Origin of the sequence: Streptomyces sp. NPDC059874 (genome assembly GCF_042731135.1) — a bacterium.
In the GTDB taxonomy this organism is placed as follows: domain Bacteria; phylum Actinomycetota; class Actinomycetes; order Streptomycetales; family Streptomycetaceae; genus Streptomyces.
This window is the reverse complement of record NZ_JBHWJY010000072.1, coordinates 1-16,353: the sequence shown is the minus strand read 5'-3', so window position 1 is coordinate 16,353 and position 16,353 is coordinate 1. Positions and strand designations below refer to the sequence as shown.

At 72.9% G+C, this 16,353-nt stretch carries 17 protein-coding genes; 6 read left to right on the top strand and 11 right to left on the bottom strand.

The features are described from left to right. Positions 1-129: 129 nt before the first annotated feature. Entirely contained in the window at positions 130-777 is a 648-nt protein-coding gene (locus ACFV9H_RS31455; RefSeq protein WP_385404884.1) for a TetR family transcriptional regulator, read from the bottom strand. A gap of 392 nt (positions 778-1,169) precedes the next feature. Between ACFV9H_RS31455 and ACFV9H_RS31450 the strand changes: the two genes are divergently transcribed. The 3 genes from ACFV9H_RS31450 (at position 1,170) to ACFV9H_RS31440 (ending at position 5,192) form a co-directional block, all read left to right on the top strand. Further along, entirely contained in the window at positions 1,170-1,970 is an 801-nt protein-coding gene (locus ACFV9H_RS31450) for a VOC family protein (protein WP_385404881.1), read from the top strand. Positions 1,971-2,159: 189 nt separating this feature from the next. Continuing rightward, positions 2,160-4,598 (top strand): PQQ-binding-like beta-propeller repeat protein, encoded by a 2,439-nt coding sequence (locus tag ACFV9H_RS31445; protein WP_385404879.1) that lies wholly within the window; start codon positions 2,160-2,162, stop codon positions 4,596-4,598. A gap of 99 nt (positions 4,599-4,697) precedes the next feature. Continuing rightward, positions 4,698-5,192, top strand: coding sequence for a peptidylprolyl isomerase (locus ACFV9H_RS31440; RefSeq protein ID WP_385404876.1), 495 nt, complete (start codon positions 4,698-4,700; stop codon positions 5,190-5,192). Positions 5,193-5,268: 76 nt separating this feature from the next. Here the strand turns inward: ACFV9H_RS31440 and ACFV9H_RS31435 are convergent, their stop codons facing one another. Next, a complete protein-coding gene (locus ACFV9H_RS31435; RefSeq protein WP_385404875.1) occupies positions 5,269-6,123 on the bottom strand; it encodes a helix-turn-helix transcriptional regulator in 855 nt (284 codons plus the stop codon). A 161-nt stretch (positions 6,124-6,284) separates the two neighbouring features. Between ACFV9H_RS31435 and ACFV9H_RS31430 the strand changes: the two genes are divergently transcribed. Next, positions 6,285-7,073 (top strand): alpha/beta fold hydrolase, encoded by a 789-nt coding sequence (locus ACFV9H_RS31430; RefSeq protein WP_385404873.1) that lies wholly within the window; start codon positions 6,285-6,287, stop codon positions 7,071-7,073. Here ACFV9H_RS31430 and ACFV9H_RS31425 read toward each other — a convergent pair. From ACFV9H_RS31425 to ACFV9H_RS31405, 5 genes are read right to left on the bottom strand one after another with little or no spacing between them, the layout of a single operon-like run. Further along, positions 7,063-7,890 (bottom strand): SUKH-3 domain-containing protein, encoded by an 828-nt coding sequence (locus ACFV9H_RS31425; protein ID WP_385404871.1) that lies wholly within the window; start codon positions 7,888-7,890, stop codon positions 7,063-7,065. The genes ACFV9H_RS31430 and ACFV9H_RS31425 overlap by 11 nt on opposite strands. Next, on the bottom strand, positions 7,880-8,293 hold the full coding sequence (locus tag ACFV9H_RS31420; protein ID WP_385404868.1) for a YwqJ-related putative deaminase: 414 nt from the start codon (positions 8,291-8,293) through the stop codon (positions 7,880-7,882). The genes ACFV9H_RS31425 and ACFV9H_RS31420 overlap by 11 nt, the downstream gene beginning before the upstream one ends. Positions 8,294-8,295: 2 nt before the next feature. Beyond that, positions 8,296-9,651, bottom strand: coding sequence for a hypothetical protein (locus ACFV9H_RS31415; protein WP_385404865.1), 1,356 nt, complete (start codon positions 9,649-9,651; stop codon positions 8,296-8,298). 55 nt (positions 9,652-9,706) lie between these two features. Beyond that, entirely contained in the window at positions 9,707-10,009 is a 303-nt protein-coding gene (locus tag ACFV9H_RS31410; RefSeq protein WP_385404863.1) for a putative quinol monooxygenase, read from the bottom strand. Next, positions 10,006-10,581, bottom strand: coding sequence for an NADPH-dependent FMN reductase (locus ACFV9H_RS31405; RefSeq protein WP_385404861.1), 576 nt, complete (start codon positions 10,579-10,581; stop codon positions 10,006-10,008). The genes ACFV9H_RS31410 and ACFV9H_RS31405 overlap by 4 nt, the downstream gene beginning before the upstream one ends. Before the next feature lie 168 nt (positions 10,582-10,749). On the opposite strand from ACFV9H_RS31405, the gene ACFV9H_RS31400 reads away from it, so the two are divergent. Beyond that, positions 10,750-11,379, top strand: a complete 630-nt coding sequence (locus tag ACFV9H_RS31400; protein WP_385404858.1) for a hypothetical protein — start codon at positions 10,750-10,752, stop codon at positions 11,377-11,379. 18 nt (positions 11,380-11,397) lie between these two features. On the opposite strand, the gene ACFV9H_RS31395 is transcribed toward ACFV9H_RS31400, so the two are convergent. Genes ACFV9H_RS31395 through ACFV9H_RS31385 form a run of 3 tightly spaced genes read right to left on the bottom strand, consistent with a single transcriptional unit; the run spans position 11,398 to position 13,785 of the window. Further along, the gene (locus ACFV9H_RS31395) at positions 11,398-12,174 is read right to left on the bottom strand and encodes an enoyl-CoA hydratase/isomerase family protein (protein WP_385404857.1); all 777 of its coding nucleotides are present in this window, start codon (positions 12,172-12,174) and stop codon (positions 11,398-11,400) included. After that, on the bottom strand, positions 12,171-12,620 hold the full coding sequence (locus tag ACFV9H_RS31390) for a Zn-ribbon domain-containing OB-fold protein (RefSeq protein ID WP_385404855.1): 450 nt from the start codon (positions 12,618-12,620) through the stop codon (positions 12,171-12,173). Before ACFV9H_RS31390 ends, ACFV9H_RS31395 begins: the two co-directional genes overlap by 4 nt. Before the next feature lie 13 nt (positions 12,621-12,633). After that, complete coding sequence (locus tag ACFV9H_RS31385; protein WP_385404853.1) at positions 12,634-13,785, bottom strand: lipid-transfer protein; 1,152 nt, start codon at positions 13,783-13,785, stop codon at positions 12,634-12,636. 107 nt (positions 13,786-13,892) lie between these two features. Between ACFV9H_RS31385 and ACFV9H_RS31380 the strand changes: the two genes are divergently transcribed. Next, complete coding sequence (locus ACFV9H_RS31380; protein WP_385404850.1) at positions 13,893-15,527, top strand: FadD3 family acyl-CoA ligase; 1,635 nt, start codon at positions 13,893-13,895, stop codon at positions 15,525-15,527. On the opposite strand, the gene ACFV9H_RS31375 is transcribed toward ACFV9H_RS31380, so the two are convergent. Next, complete coding sequence (locus tag ACFV9H_RS31375; RefSeq protein ID WP_385404945.1) at positions 15,524-16,258, bottom strand: class I SAM-dependent methyltransferase; 735 nt, start codon at positions 16,256-16,258, stop codon at positions 15,524-15,526. The two genes, ACFV9H_RS31380 and ACFV9H_RS31375, sit on opposite strands and share 4 nt — an antisense overlap. Between the last annotated feature and the right edge of the window lie 95 nt (positions 16,259-16,353).

Genomic DNA, 16,353 nt, shown 5'->3' with positions numbered 1-16,353 from the left:
TACCCGGCTCGTTTGGTGCGCTTTTGGGGGGTGGCCCGCCGGGCGGGTGGGTGAGCGCGGGGGGGGGGGGCTTGGCGGGTGGCACGTCCGGTCCGGGCCGTGGGGGGGCGCACCCTTTGGGCCCCCCCGCTACTTGGTGGGCTTCTTGCCCGTGATCCCGAGGTGGACCAGCAGCGCCAGGTTCGGCTTGAGTTCGGCCTGCTTGACGCCCCAGGTCTGGAAGCCCTTCTGGTGCGAGGCGACCGCGGCCAGCATCGCGACCAGTGAACCGGCCATCGCGGCCGGGCTGATGTCCTTGTCGACCTTGCCCTTGGCCTGGAGCTCCTTCATCGACTCCGTCAGGGAGTTGGTGACGGAGTTGAGGATCTTCATGCGGATCTTGTAGAAGCGCTTGTCGCCCTCGGCCGCACCGAGGTCGACGACCCGCAGGATCGCGTCGTTGCGCCGCCAGAAGTCCAGGAAGCCCTCGACGAGCTCCTCGGCGGCAGCCCACCCGGACTTGCCGACCCAGGTGCGGCCCTCGACGAGCGAGGTCAACTGCGCTCCCTCGGTCGCCATTTGCTCGGCGATCTCCAGGACGGCGCCTTCGACGTCCGGGAAGTACTGGTAGAAGGTCGCGGGGGAGGTACCGGCCTTGCGGGCGACGTCGATCACCTTGACGTCGCGGTACGGCGAGGAGCTGAGCATCTCGCTGAGGCAGTCGAGCAGCTTCTGCCGCGTCGCTTGGCCGCGCCGGCCGGCGACACGCCCGTCGACGGTGCGTACTTGTCCTGTCATGCCGTCAGCTTACCGAGGGGTGATCGGCGCGCTATTCGGCCGCCTGCAAATGGGGTTACGGGGTCCCTGGCCTGGGCGGAAGGTGGACTTGAGAGGCTGTGTCGGTGGATTTCGGCCGGAGTGCCGGGCTCTCGCCGTGCCCCGCGCGGGACGTACGGATCCCTGGCCCGGGACGTCCGGCCTTGTCGCCGCCACGGCACGGGCCCCTCCGCCCGCGCCGTGGCGGCGCCCCACACGCCAACGGCGGGTCGCCCGGTTGCTCAGAGTTTCCCCCGAATAGTCTTATCAACAGGCTGTGGACAAGTTTTCGGGCGGAACATGGCCGTGAGAAGTGGCACAGGTGGGAGAGGTGGGACGGTACACACCCCCGCAGAACGGAAGGAACCGGGCTCATGGCCGCATTCGCGGAAGGCGCACCCTGCTGGGTGGACGCCTCGCTTCCGGACGTCGAGGCGGGCAAGCGCTTCTACGGTGAGCTCTTCGGGTGGACCTTCGGCGACAGCGCGGGAGCCGAGTACGGCCACTACACCCAGGCCTACAGCCGCGGCCGCAACGTCGCCGCCCTCGCCCCCAAGCCCGACGGCCGGATGCCCACCGTATGGGGGATCTACCTCTACACCACCGACGCGTACGCCTGCGCCCAGCGCATCCGCGCCGCCGGCGGCCAGATGGTCATGGACCCGATGCCGGTCGGCCCGTACGGGACCGCCGCGATGGCCGCCGATCCCGGCGGGGCCGTCTTCGGCCTCTGGCAGCCCGGCACCCACCACGGCTTCGAGGCCCAGAACGAGCCGTACACGTACTGCTGGAGCGAGGTCTACACGCGGGCCCGCGACGCCGTCGACGTCTTCTACGCCAAGGTCTTCGGCTACGTCCCCGAGGACCAGAACGACGACGAGGCCGGCGTCGAGTACCGCGTCTGGTCCCCGCCCGGCAGCGCGCCCGGCAGCGACACCGCCGTCCTGGGCCGCAGCCTGATCACCGACGCCTTCCCGGACATCATGCCCGCGCACTTCCTCGCGTACTTCGCCGTCCCCGACTGCGACCAGTCCGTCGCGATGGTCCAGCGGCTCGGCGGGCGGGTCACCGCCGATCCCTTCGACACCCCGTACGGGCGCATCGCGGTCGTCGCGGACAATCAAGGGGCGGTCTTCGGGCTCCTGTCGGAACCCCGGACGCGGCTGGGCTCGTAGCGAGCGGGAGCGAGTGGGCTATCCCACCCCCATCCTGCCCGCCGTGCCGGGGCCGGACCAGGCGCGAGCCTGACAGAATCGGGTTTGCGCGACCCGGGCGGCGCCCGGAGTGAGACGCTGCACGGGGCAAGGCCCCGTACCGGTGGAAGCGGGCCCGGAGCGTGGGTCCGTACGGGGATGTGGAGGCGAGTGGTGGAGCAGCTGACGCAGCACGACCCGAGACGGATCGGCCCCTTCGAGGTGCTGGGACGGCTCGGCGCCGGCGGCATGGGGCTGGTCTATCTCGCGCGGTCCGCGTCCGGACGGCGGGTCGCGATCAAGACGGTGCGCACCGAGCTCGCCGAGGACCAGTTGTTCCGCGTGCGCTTCACCCGCGAGGTGGAGGCGGCGCGCGCCGTGTCCGGCTTCTACACCGCGGCCGTGGTCGACGCCGACCCGCGGGCCGCAGTGCCGTGGCTGGCCACCGCGTACGTGCCGGCGCCCTCGCTGGAGGAGATCGTCAACGAGTGCGGGCCCATGCCCGCGCAGGCCGTACGGTGGCTCGCGGCCGGCATCGCCGAGGCGCTGCAGTCCATCCACGGGGCCGGCCTCGTGCACCGCGACCTGAAGCCGTCCAACGTGCTCGTCGTCGAGGACGGGCCGCGCGTGATCGACTTCGGTATCGCGAGCGGGGTCTCCAACACCCGCCTGACCATGACGAACGTCGCCGTCGGCACGCCCGCCTACATGTCGCCGGAGCAGGCGAAGGACTCCCGCAGCGTCAAGGGCGCCAGCGACGTCTTCTCCCTCGGCTCCACCCTCGTCTTCGCCGCCACCGGACACCCGCCGTACCACGGGGCGAACCCGGTGGAGACGGTGTTCATGCTGCTGCGCGAGGGCCCCAACTTGGAGGGGCTCCCCGACGAGCTGCGCCCGCTGATCGACTCCTGCATGCAGATGGACGCCACGCTGCGGCCGACCCCGGCCGACCTTCAGGCGCAGCTCGCCCCGCACCTCTTCGAGGGCGACGACGAGAGCGGGACCGCCTCGGCGTGGCTGCCCGGGCGGGCCGTCGCGATGATCGAGGCCCGGCGGGCGGGGCACCGTACGCCTCCGCATCCGCCGGTACCCCAGCCCGGCCCGGGCCGCAGCCACGGCCCGGGCGCCGGCCAGGGCCCGGGTCACGGCGCCGGCGCCGGCCACGGCCCGGGCTCCGGGGCCGAGACGCACCGCCGCCCGCGCGGCGGCGCCGACCCGTGGGTGGACCCGCGCACCGGCCAGGCCGTGCCTCGGCGCCCGGACCGCCCGCCGATGACCCCGGTGCCCTCGGGCGAGCCCGTCCGTCTCGGTGGCTCCCCGGTGCCGATCGGGCCCGGCCCGCGGGCGACCGCCTCGGCCCCCGCCGCGCGCGCCTCCGCCGCCGACTCGGCGACCGGCTGGGTCCGCCCGCCGGGCGGCTCGGCGGCGGCCGCGCCCTCGGGCGTCGTCGTACCGACGCCCAGCGCCGCCCCGGACAGCGGCCGCTGGCGGCCGTGGCGCTTCCGCATGTCGAACGAGGTGTGGGGCACCCCGACCGTCGCGGGCGACCTGCTCTACGTCACCTCTTTCGAGGTGCACGCCCTGGACGTGGCGAGCGGCCGCCGCCAGTTCAAGACCCGGGACGTCGCCTGGGCCATGGCCGTCGCCGACGGCCGCATCCACGCCTCCGACGGCCCCTCGCTCTACGCGCTCGACGCCACCGACGGTTCGGAGCGGTGGCGGCTGTCCACCGAGGCCTGGGCGTACGCCGTGCGCGCCGAGCGGGGCACGGTCGTCACCGCCACGCGCGGTGGCGGCGTACAGGGCTGGGAGGCCTCCAACGGGCAGCAGCTGTGGCAGCTGAGCGGCGCGCAGACCGACTTCGAGACCCCCGAGGCGGCGCCCGTCCTGCACGACGGCACCGTGTACGTGTGGCAGGACGCCCGGCTGCGCGCGCTGGACGCCCGCAGCGGCCGCGAGTCCTGGTCGTACCCGGTCGGCGACGCGGGTTCCTGCGGCAACGTCCCGGTGCGGGTCACGCCCGGCCCCGACGGCAACGTCTACGTGGCGGCCGGCACCCGCGTCCTGTCCGTCGACCGGGCCTCGGGCCGGGTCCGCTGGCACTTCGAGGCACCCGCGGTCTTCCTGGCGCCCCCGGCCTTCGCGCCGGGCGCGGCGGTCACGGGAGGCGGGGTCTACCTCGTCGACTACCTCGGCACGGTGTACGCCCTCGACGCGGCCACCGGGCACGACCGCTGGCGCATCGCGACCGAGGCGCGCTCGTCCGCCGATCCGGTGGTGGTCGAGGCCGGGAACATCCACCTGGGCGCGGGCAGTGCGCTGTACACGCTCGACGCGGTCACCGGCACCCCGAAGTGGCGGTTCGCGGCGGGCGGCGAGATCACCGGCATGCCGGCGGTCGCGGACGGCCGGGTCCACTTCGGCTCCGCCGACCACTGCCTGTACACCCTGGACGCGGCGGGCGGTCAGCTGCGCTGGAAGCTGGCCACGGGAGGCGAGATCACGGGCGCTCCGGTGGCCGAGGCGGGCGTGGTCTACGCGTGCAGCAAGGACCGCTGCGTGTACGCCCTGGACGCGGCGAAGGGGACCGGTACCCGTACTTCCGGCTGACCGCAGGCCGACCGGAGGCCGACCTGCGGCCGACCTCCGGCGGTCGGCATCCGGCCCCGCCGGGTAGCGTTCCGCACCGGGAGTGACAGGATGGACCCCATGAGCAACGTTTACTTCGACATCAGCATCGACGGCGCCCCCGCCGGCCGCATCGTCTTCAACCTCTTCGACGAGGTCGTCCCGAAGACCGCGCAGAACTTCCGCGAGCTGGCCACCGGCCAGCACGGCTTCGGCTACGCGGGCTCGCCGTTCCACCGCGTCATCCCGCAGTTCATGCTCCAGGGTGGCGACTTCACCAACCAGAACGGCACCGGCGGCAAGAGCATCTTCGGCGAGAAGTTCGCCGACGAGAACTTCCAGCTGAAGCACGACCGCCCGTACCTCCTGTCGATGGCGAACGCCGGCCGCAACACCAACGGCTCGCAGTTCTTCATCACCACCGTCGTCACCCCGTGGCTGGACGGCAAGCACGTCGTCTTCGGCGAGGTCGTCGAGGGCAAGGAGATCGTGGACCAGATCGAGAAGCTGGGCACCCCCTCGGGCGCCACCCGCGGCAAGATCGAGGTCGCGGCCTCCGGCGTCGTCGACGCCTGATCCCCACCCAGCCTGTACGGCCGGTCGGCCCCGCCCCCACCTCGGGGGCCGGGGCCGCCGCCGTTTCCGGGCTCCCTCAGGCGGACGGCGCGGTGAACTGGCCGGTGCCGACCACCTTGAGGAGGTCGAGGCGTTCGGCGGCGTCGCTCCCGACGGGCGGGGTGTAGAGGACCACCCGCTGGTCCCCCTCCGGGGCGAGCAGGACTTGGCAGTCCAGCTCGACCGGGCCGATCAGCGGGTGAAGGACGCGCATGCGCGACGCCCGGCGTACGGAGACCTCGTGCAGCTCCCACAGGGCGGTGAACTCCTCGCCGGTCGCTTTCAGACGCTCCACCAGGCGCGTCGCGGCCGGGTCGCCGGCGCGTCGGCCCACGGCCGCCCGCAGGTCCGCCACGTGCAGCCGGCTGTAGTACTCGTGCTCCTCCGCCGGGTACGCGGCGCGCTGGGCCGGATCGGCGAACCAGCGCCAGACCACGTTGCGGCCGTGCTCGGACACCGAGCACACCCCGCCGAGCAGCGCCTCGGCCATCGCGTTCTGGGCCAGGACGTCACCGAGGTCGCCGATCACCTGGACCGGGGTGGCGGGCAGCTGGTCCAGCAGGTGCAGCAGCCCCGGGCCGACGTGGTCGCCCGCGGTCCGGGCGGCCGGCGGGCGCCGGCCGGCGAGCAGGTGCAGGTGGTCGCGTTCGTCGTCGGTCAGGCGCAGGGCGCGCGCCAGGGCGGCGAGCATCTCCGGCGAGGGCTGCGGGCCGCGGGCCTGTTCGAGGCGGATGTAGTAGTCGGCCGACATGCCGGCGAGCTGGGCGACCTCCTCGCGCCGCAGGCCGGGGGTGCGCCGCCGGGGGCCGACCGGCAGGCCCGCGTCCTGGGGCCGTACGCGGTCGCGGGAGCGGCGCAGGAAATCGGCGAGCGCCTCACGGTCGATCTTCATACGGTCATCCTGCCGGATGGGTCCGGGGCCCAACCAGGGACTGCCGATCCCAGGGAAAGGAGGGCTCTCCCGGCCCGCGCCCGGCGGCGGCAGTGTGGGTCTGGCCGGAGCACGAAAGCCCCGGTCAGACCAGATGAGCCGACACCCGCAGGGAGCATTCCATGGCCACCGTCACCGTCAACGGCGCGCAGGTCCACTACGAGAAGACCGGTTCGGGCACGGGCCCCGCCCTGGTCCTGGTCCACGGCACCGGATCGGGTGGCGCCGCCGTCAACTGGGGGCAGACCGCGCCCCGGTTCACCCCGCACCGCACGGTGATCACTCCCGATCTCTCCGGCACCGAGGCCACCGTCGACGACGGCGCCCCGCTGACCGCCGAAGGCCTCGCCGCGCAGGTCATCGCCGTCATCGAGGACGCGGCGGACGGCCCGGTCGACCTGCTGGGCTTCTCCATGGGCGCGACCGTCGCCGCCACCGTCGCCGCCCTGCGCCCCGACCTGGTGCACCGGCTGATCCTGGTCGCCGGCTGGGCCCACACCGACGGCGACGAGTACCTGCGCAGCTTCTTCACCCTCTGGCAGGACCTCGGCACCTCGAACCCCGCCTCCTTCGGCCGTGCCGTGGCGATGACCGGCTTCAGCCGCGGTTTCCTCAACTCGATCGGCCACGAGGCGTTCGAGGCCCTCATCCCCAACATGCCGCCCACCCCCGGCACCCTGCGCCACATCGCCTACGACCTCCGGGTGGACATCCGGCCGCTGCTGCCCCGCATAGAGGCCCCCACCCTCGTGATCGGAGGTACCCAGGACATCACGGTCCCGGTCGAACACAGCCGCGCCCTCCACGCCGCGATCCGGGACAGCTCCTACGCGGAGATCGACGCGGGCCACGTCATGTTCTTCGAGCAGGAGGACGCTTTCGTCAAGCTCGTGACCGACTTCATCGCGTGAGGTCCGCGACGCAGGCGTCGAAGACCTCGGCGGCGCGACCGATGGACGCGCCCGGCCCGGCCGTGAGGGTGCGGGTGGCGGTGGTGGGGTGGGCCGCCGAGGCGCCCACGGTCAGCGTGCACGCGAAGCCGGCGAACGGGACGGCGGCGGTGGCCGGGGGCGGTACGGAGATCCGCAGTTCGGCCCCCTCGACGTGAACCCCCACCGCTGCCAGTGCCTCCGTCATCCGGCCGGTCAACGGCTCGGCCGCCGCCTCCAGGGACCCGGCGGGCAGTGGGAAGACCCGGTCGAGGGCGAGTACGCCGATCCCGCGCAGGGTGGTGGCCCGCAGCCGGAGCTCGCGGGCGCTGTACGCGCCGGCGCGGTGCAGGACGTACACGGCGGTCAGCGCGGCCCGGACGGCCTCGGCCGCCAACTCCTCGGCGTGGAACGGCGGGAGCGTCCACGACGCCCGCCGCGCCTTGAGCCGTACGGGCATCCGCCCCTCGGCGAGCCCGGCCAGACCCTCGGCCACGGTCTCCCCGAGCAGGCGGTAGCCCCCGTGGTCCACGGAGAACAGCCGGCCGAGCTCGTCGACGGCGAGCGGGACGTCGGCGGTGGTCCGGCCGAAGGGGAAGAGCCGCACGCCGATGTGCTCGCGGAGCCGCCGGAAACTCCCCGCGGTGTACTGCGCCTCGCGCGGGTCCACGACCGCCCCGGTCGGCGCGACGTCCACACCGGGCCCCGCGGGCACGACCCGCAGCCCGTGGTGGGCCCGCAGCGCCTCCTCGGCGGCGGGGAACGGGTCCCAGCCGAGGGCCGTGGCGTCAACGGTCATGGACTTCGCCGACGATTTCCCCGATGACTTCGATGCCGAGCCGGTCGAGCAGCGCGGAACAGGACCGGCAGGGCTTCGACATCGCGCCGTGCTCGGGATCCCCGTGCGGCCGGATCTTGCGCGCGACGACCGCAGCTCCGGCGAAGTGCGGCAGCGCCTCGTCGAGGCGGGTGCTCCGCCCGTCGCCGCGGCGTGCGTCGAGGGCGTGGAACTGGTCGGAGATCAACGCGGATTCGGCGCAGTAGCCGAGGAACGGCTCGCGCCGCGAGGCGGGGAGCGCGTCGAAGAACCCCTGGACGGCGGGGTGGAGATTGGGCTCGCCGTCGCCGCTGAGGCTGGTGTGGCTCAGCAGGGTCTTCTGGACGAGCAGGGAGGCGGCCACGCCGGGAAGCCCGTCTGACACGGTCAGTCCGTGGTGCGGGCGCGGTCGGCCAGGGCGCGGGCTTCCTCCGTGGAGACCGTGTGTTGCTGGGACTCCGTGAGGTGGTCGACGCGGAGGGGGTCCGTGCGGTGGTGGGCCAGGCCGTCGGCCGTGGTGCCGTGGGCGGCGCCTGGGCCGGGGGAGGGGGTGGGTCCGGGGGCGGGGGTCGGGGAGGGGGAGTGGATGCGGGCGAAGGCCGCGCGGATGGCGTCGTCCGTGTTCCGGTAGTCGACCGAGATCTGCTTGATGACCTTCGGCAGGGTCGTCCCGATGTGGTCGCCCATGTGGCCGGTGGCATCCTTGAGGGCGCCCAGCAGTCGGTCGGCGTGCGGGTCGACGGCGTGGGCGACGGCGCCGCGGCCGCGGTTGCGGGCGTGGTGGGCGCCGGCCCTGTCGAGGGCCGAGGAGGTCTTGCCGTGGATGCCGGTGCTGACGCCTGCCAGTTTGTTGCTCGCGCGGTCGTGCTCGTCGTGGTCGATCTCCAGGTCCACCAGACCGGAGCCGAGGCTGGCGATGCCCCCGACACCGCCGCCCGCGGACGCGAGGTGCATGCCGCCGGCGGCGCCGCCCGCCACGCCACCCGTGGCGCTTCCCGCAGCACCCCCGACCCCCGCGGCGCTGCCCGCACCCACGGCCCCGGTGCCCGCGCCAATCGCCCCGGCGCCCCCGCCTACGGCCCCGGCGCCCCCGCCTACCGCTCCGGCGCCCCCGCCTACCGCTCCGGCGCCGGCACCCATCGGGCCCGCCGCGGCGCCCCCCGCGGCGCCCTCCATCGTTCCCACCGCCCGTAGGCCGTCCGGGGTGATGGATTGCACCGCCGTCACCGACGGGTCGGACTGGGCGGCCCGCAGGATGTCGGCGGCATCGTGTGCGCAGCGCTGGTTGAAGCCGGCGATGGCGGTCTTGGCCTCGGCCATGGCGGCGGCGCCCGCTGCGGTCCCGGCGAAGTCGGCGACCGAGGTGAGGGTGATCACGGCCAGCTGCGCGCCGAGGGCGGCGAGTTCCCGCACGATCGCCGCCTTCGTCACCGTGACCAGGGCCGCCGTCTGGTCCATGGCGTTGGCGATGACGTACGAGGCGGACACGATGTCGTTGAACGACCTGCCGAGGACCGCGTTCCAGTGGGTGTTGAAGGCGTCGAACGACTGGCCCGAGCCGGTGGACAGCAGCCGCACGACGTGGTTGTTGGCCAGCTGGCCGTCGTCCGCCAGGTCGTCGGCGAAGGCCCGGAGGGAGTCGGCCACCTCCGTGTAGGCGTTCTGATCCACCTCCGGCCAGGTGCCGCCGAGCTGGTTCAGCAGTAAGTCGCCGCCGACGAGATAGTCCTCAGCCCTGTCCACAAGTCCCCCCTTGTGCACGCCAGTTGCCTACGGAAACCAGCTTGCCACGGAGAGTTCAGCCAGTGAACACCCGTACCACCGGCGGCTCCGCCAGGAGCGCCGCCGTGCGGGCCAGTGCACCGGCCAGGTGGGGGGAGGCGAGGTGGGCCTGCCAGGAGGCCTCGTCCGCCCACTCCTCCAGGACCACCCATGCGCCGGGCGCGACCGGGTCCTCGTACGGCCGGTAGGAGAGGTTGCCGGCCTCGGCCCGGGTGGGGGCGACGAGGGCGAGCGCCTGGGCGCGGACCTCCGCCTCCCGGCCGGGGAGGGCCTGGAGGCGGGCCACCGCCGTGAGGGGAGCCTGCGGGGTGGCGGTCATCGCGCCGCCGCCGCCTCGATCTTGGTCTTGAGCGCGCCGAGCAGGTCCTGGACCAGGGAGATCGTGGTCTCGTCCGTCAGGTTGCCGTCCGCGTCGAAGCGCTCGTACGAACGGAACACCTGGACCTCGGGCTTGACGACGATGTCGCTGTCGGTCCACACGAACACCTGCCGCAGCGCCAGCTGTGCGCGCACCGTTCCGAAGTTCGTGGGCGCGGCGCCGAGGATGGCGATCGGCTTGCGCAGCAGGGGCAGGCCCTCCTGCTTCGTCCAGTCGGTGCTGACCCAGTCGATGGCGTTCTTCAGGGTGCCGGGGACGGAGTAGTTGAACTCCGGGGTGGCGATCAGCAGTCCGTCCGCCTCGTCGATCCGGCGGCGCAGGTCGGCGACGGCGGCCGGGCGGTCCTGCGGGTTGTCGAGGTCCTGGTCGTACGGGGGGATCTCGCGCAGACCGTCGTAGATCTCGATGTCCAGGCCGCCGGGCTGGTGCTTGCGCGCGGCGCGCAGCAGGGCGGTGTTGTGCGAGTCGGCGCGCAGGCTGCCGGAGATGGCAAGGATCTTGAACTCGGACATGACGGTCCCCCTCCGTGTGTGGCGTGGTCGTGGTGACCTCGACGAAGGAAAGACTAAACAGAACGGTTCAGTCTTGCAACTGGACTGTTCGGTTCACGCCCATGTTCATGTGGACAGGTGTGCGGCTGCTGATAGCGTGACGCGCCGTATTCAGGGAGGGGCCGGGCCATGGTGGTGGGACGTCGCATCAGATTCACCGCAGTGCTGGTGGGGGTCGTGCTCGCGCTGACCGGCTTCTCCTCGCACGGCGGAAGCAGCAGCAGCGGCAGCAGCGGGAAGAGCAAGAGCAAGAGCAGCAGCAGCAGTGGCGGCGGCGGATGCTCCAGCTCCAAGAGCAAGAAGAAGACGTACAGCGGTGGCAGTGGCAGCGCTGCCGGCGCCACGGCGACCGCCGCGGCCACCGGGAGCGTCGCCCCGGCCTCCGCCGAGGTGGTCACCTGCGTGGGCGCCACCCCGCCGGTCACCACGATCAGGTTCACCTCGACGCTCAACCTCCGGGCGACCTTCTCGGTGAACCTGTACCGCGAGAGCGCGACCGGCGCCGTCATCGAGCAGAGCGTCGTCAAGGTGACCCTGGAGGCCCGCGAGACCCGCACGGTCGACGTCGCCCTCAAGGACGCCTCGCGCGCCGCCCAGGTCACGAACTGCCGGGTCGACTCGCCCGTCAGGGGGGCCGACGCGACGGCCGGGTCCGCTGCCGGGTCCGGGGCCGCGCCCACGACCACCGCCTCGGCCACGCCCAAGGTGACCCCCAAGGCCACGTCCAAGGCGTCGCCCGCGCCGACCCGGTCACGCTGACGCGCCGACCGCGCCCGCTCAGCGCAGCCTGAACTCCGACCCCGGCCGCCGGGATCCGAACAGCTCCGCCTGCCGCTCCGGCGTCAGGTTCCCCAGCGAGATCAGCGCCGGCGCCTGCGCGAGGGCCTGCTGGAGCGCCACCTGCTTCGCCGACCACAGGGCCCGTACGGTGCCCTGCACGGCCTCCGTCGGGAAGCCGGCCAGGGTCTCCGCCGCCCGCAGGGCCGCCGGGAGGAGCTCTTCGGGCGCGGCCAGTTCCGAGACGAGCCCGATCTCGTGCGCCCGCGCCGCCGAGAGCCGCTCGGCCGTGCCCATCAGGGACATCCGGGCGGCCTCGCCGAACGGCATGCGCTGCGCCATGTAGACGGCCTCGTAGGCGCTGACCATTCCGTACGTGGTGTGCGGGTCGAAGAACGTCGCCGACGAGGAGGCGATGAGGAACTCCGACTCGCCCAGCAGGTAGAAGGCCCCGCCACAGGCCATGCCGTTGACGGCCGCGACCACCGGCTTCCACAGGTCGCCCGACTTCGGGCCGATCGCGACCAGCGGATCGTCGATCGAGTACGGGGAGGCGGGCTGCGGGACGTCCACGCTCCGGTCGATGCCGGTGCAGAACGCGGCCGTCCCGGCGCCCGTGAGCACCACCGCCCGCACGTCCTCCTCGTACCGGAACTCCCGCCACACCGCTCTCAGTTCGGCGGCCGTCTCCAGGTCGATGGCATTGTGCTTCCGCTCCCGGTCCAGGGTGACGACGGCGACCCCGGTGGCCTTGTCCCGCTCCACCCGCAGCGTCATGACTTCTCCAGGATCCAGCGCGGTACGGTCACCCCGCCCGTCTCGGTGAAGACCGCCTGGACGCGCGCGCCGATGCGCAGCCGGGCCGGGTCCATCGAGTTCAGCGGGGCGTCCGGCGAGGTGACGAGGTTGCCGGCCAGGCGGATGTGGGGGGCTTCGGCGAGCTCCACGAGGACCACGTTGTACGGGGCCTGCGCGGCGTACGCCGGAAGGAGCGGCGGATGCGGCTGGACGTACGACCAGATGCGGCCGCGGCCGCTCATCAGGCGCCACTCGGAGGCGAAGGACCGGCAGTGCGGGCAGCAGGGCCGGGGTGGGAAGCGGAGTCTCCCGCAGTCGGTGCAGGCCTGGACGCGGAGTTCGCCGCGGGCGGCGTACTCCCAGAAGGGGGCGCCGTCCTCGTCGGGGACGGGGAGCAGGAGGTCTTCCGGAGATGTGGTGGTCATGGTGGTGGGCTCCTCAGGCTCGCAGCAGGATCGCGGACGTCGGGACACCCTCGCCCGCCGTCACCAGGCAGGTCGCGGCGTCCGGCACCTGGGCGGTGGAGGTGCCGCGCAGCTGCTTGACGCCCTCGTTGATCAGGTTGAAGCCGTGTACGTAGGCCTCCGACAGGCCGCCGCCCCCGGTGTTGATGGGCAGCCGGCCGCCGATCTCCAGGGCCCCGCCCTCGGTGAAGGCGGCGCCCTCGCCGCGCCCGCAGAAGCCGTAGCCCTCCAGGGAGAGCGGGATCAGCGGGGTGAAGGCGTCGTAGATCTGGGCCACGTCCACGTCCTGGGGCCCGAAATCGGCCTGCTTCCACAGGTGCCGGCCGGCCGTCCAGGCGGGGCCGGTCAGCGGGTCCTCGTTCCAGTAGTTGACCATGCCGTGGTGCTGTGAGGGCAGGCCCTGGGCGGCGGAGTGCACGTAGACGGGCTTCTGCCGGCAGTCCCGGGCCCGCTCGGCGGAGACGATCACGCAGGCGAGCGCGCCGTCGGTCTCCAGGCAGTTGTCGAAGAGGCAGAGCGGATCGCTGATCATGCGGGAGGTCATGTACATCTCGCGGGTCAGCGGGCGGTCGTACATCATCGCGGCGGGATTCTCGTTGGCCCGGTTGCGGCAGGCCATCGCCACGTTGAAGAGGTGGTCGCGGGTGGCCCCGTACTCGTGCATGTAGCGGCGGGCCAGCATGCCGATCTCGTCGGCGGGGCGCAGCAGCCCGAAGGGGCGGGTCCACTGGCCGGGGGTGGGCAGTTGGACGGCGGTGTTCTTCCAGGGGCGGGGGCCCGAGCCGCGTTTGCGGGACCGCCAGGCGACGCCGACGGTGGCCTGGCCGGTGGCGATGGCGGCCGCGAGGTGTCCGACGGTGGCGCAGGAACCGCCGCCGCCGTAGCCGATCTTGGAGAAGAAGGTGACGTCGCCGGCGCCGATGGCCTTGGCGACCTCGACCTCGTCGGTCTCCTCCATGGTGTACGAGGAGAAGGCGTCGACCTCGGACGGGTCGATGCCGGCGTCATCGAGGGCCGCCAGGATGGCCCGGCAGGCCAGTTCCTTCTCGGACTGCGGCAGTTGTTTGGCAAAGGCGGTCTGGCCGATGCCGACTATCGCCGTAGCGTCCTTGAGCGTTGCCGCCATCGCCACCTCCGGGGTGAGGGTGAGCAGTGCACCAGTACTGACAGCCGCGAAGGCTACAGCTAATCTGACGGATAGTCAGCTACTGGGTTCGCGGGAGGGTGACACGCATGGGCGACGACGGGCGGCAGGACGCGAGCGAGGGCGTACGCGCGGACCTGCGCTGGGGCAGCATCGCCGGGCTCGTCCGGGCGGCAGCCGCACGGTACGCCGACCGGGAGGCCGTCGTCGACGGCCGCGTCAGGATCAGTTACGCGCAGCTCGGCGAGCGCGTCGAACGCGCCGCGGCCGCCTGCATGGCCTCCGGGGTCGAGCCCGGCGACCGGGTCGCCGTCTGGGCCCCCAACACCCTGGAATGGATCGTCTCCGCACTCGGCGCCGTCTCGGCCGGCGCGGTGCTCGTCCCGCTCAACACCCGTTTCAAGGGCGCGGAAGCGGCGTACGTCCTGGGGCGCAGCCGCGCGAAGCTGCTCTTCGTCACCGGCACCTTCCTCGGCACCTCCTACGTCGCCTCGCTGCGCCGCGCCGCCGCCGAGGGCCCCGGCGACGGTCCGCTGCCCGGGCTGCCGCGCCTGGAGCAGGTCGTGGTCCTCGCCGATGACGCGCCCGAGTCCTTCCGTACCTGGAAGGACTTCCTCGCCGGCGGGGAACCGGTGACGCCCGAGGCCGTCCGCGAGCGCGCCGAATCGATTCGCCCCGACGCGGCCTCCGACATCATCTTCACCTCGGGCACCACCGGCAGCCCCAAGGGCGCCGTCATCACCCACGCCCAGTCCCTGCGCTGCTACGACGTGTGGAGCGAGCTCGCCGGACTGCGCGAGGGCGACCGCTACCTGATCGTGAACCCCTTCTTCCACACCTTCGGCTACAAGGCCGGGATCATCGCCTGCCTGATGCGCGGCGCCACGATGGTCCCGCAGCCCGTCTTCAACGTGGACACCGTCCTCGCCAACGTCGCCGCCGAGCGGATCTCCGTACTCCCCGGGCCGCCCACCCTCCACCAGTCGCTCCTCGACCACCCCCAGCGCGACCACCACGACCTCTCCGCGCTGCGCCTGGTCGTCACCGGCGCCGCCGTGGTCCCGCTCCAGCTCGTCGAACGGCTCCGCAGCGAGCTGCGCATCGCCACCGTCCTGACCGCGTACGGGCTCTCCGAGGCGAGCGGCATCGTCACCATGTGCAGGCGGGGGGACCCGGCGCAGGTCATCGCCGAGACCTCGGGGCGGGCCATCCCCGACACCGAGGTGGTGATCGCGGACGGCGCCGGGAACCCGCAGCCGGCCGGCCGGGTCGGCGAGATCCTGGTCCGCGGGTACAACGTCATGCAGGGCTACTTCGAAGACCCCGAGGAGACCGCCAAGGCGATCAACGCCGAGGGCTGGCTGCACACCGGGGACGTGGGGTTCAAGGACGCCCACGGCAACCTGCGCATCACCGACCGGATCAAGGACATGTTCATCGTCGGCGGCTTCAACGCCTACCCCGCCGAGATCGAACAACTCCTCGGCCTGCACCCGGACATCGCGGACGTCGCCGTCGTCGGCGTCCCCGACCCGCGCCTCGGCGAGGTCGGCAAGGCGTACGCCGTGCGGCGCCCCGGCTCCACCCTCACCGCCGACGACCTGATCGCCTGGTCACGGCGGGAGATGGCCAACTACAAGGTGCCGCGCGCGGTGGAGTTCGTCAGCGAGCTGCCGCGCAACGCGAGCGGCAAGGTCCTCAAACGCGAGCTGCGCACCCGTTAGGCCCCGGGGCGGCGGGCCAGTACGAGCCGCCAGCGCGGGGCGCCGCCCGGCTGCCGTCCGAAGTGCTCCAGCGGCACGGTCTCCACCGTGAAGCCGGCCGCCCGCAGGTCGTCCCGGACCCCACTCGGCGGGAAGGTCCGGTAGTACATGACGAAGGGCGGCCGCCATACCGCGTTGCGCACCCGCATCGCCGCGTCGAAGCCCGCCACCGCCCACCACAGCGGTGAGCCCGGCGGGATCGGCGCGCCGATCGGGAAGGCGAAGAGACCGCCGGGACGCAGCGCGCGGTGCACTTCGGAGAAGAGCGCGGGCCGCTCGGCCGGCAGGAAGTGGCCGAAGGCGCCGAAGCTGACGGCCAGGTCGTACGAGTCCCCGAGCACGGCCGGCAGGGCCCGCGCGTCGGCCCGTACGAAGTCCGCGCGCGCGTCGTCCGCACACGTACGGGCGGCCTCGGTCAGCATGCCCGCGCTCAGGTCCACGCCGGTGACCCGCTCCCGGCACAGCCGCCGCAGCATGCCGATCGCGGCGCCCGTACCGCAGCAGACGTCGAGCCCGGCGCCGAAGGAGCCCTCCCGCTGGGCGAGGGTCTCCTCGACGGCGTCGAGCATCCGGTCCGGGGTGCGGAAGGGCGTGTGGTCGAACTTCGGCGCGAGCAGGTCGTAGCCCCGCTCGACCGAGGTGAGGGCCTGTGCGGCGAGTTCGCGGACGCTCGGCCCGTGGGAGGAGAACACCGGCCCCAGCGTAGTGATCGCGAGGCCCTTGGCGGGGATTCCGGGACGTTCGAACATGAAAATACGGCGGCTGCGGTGGCTCCCCCTCCGGGCCC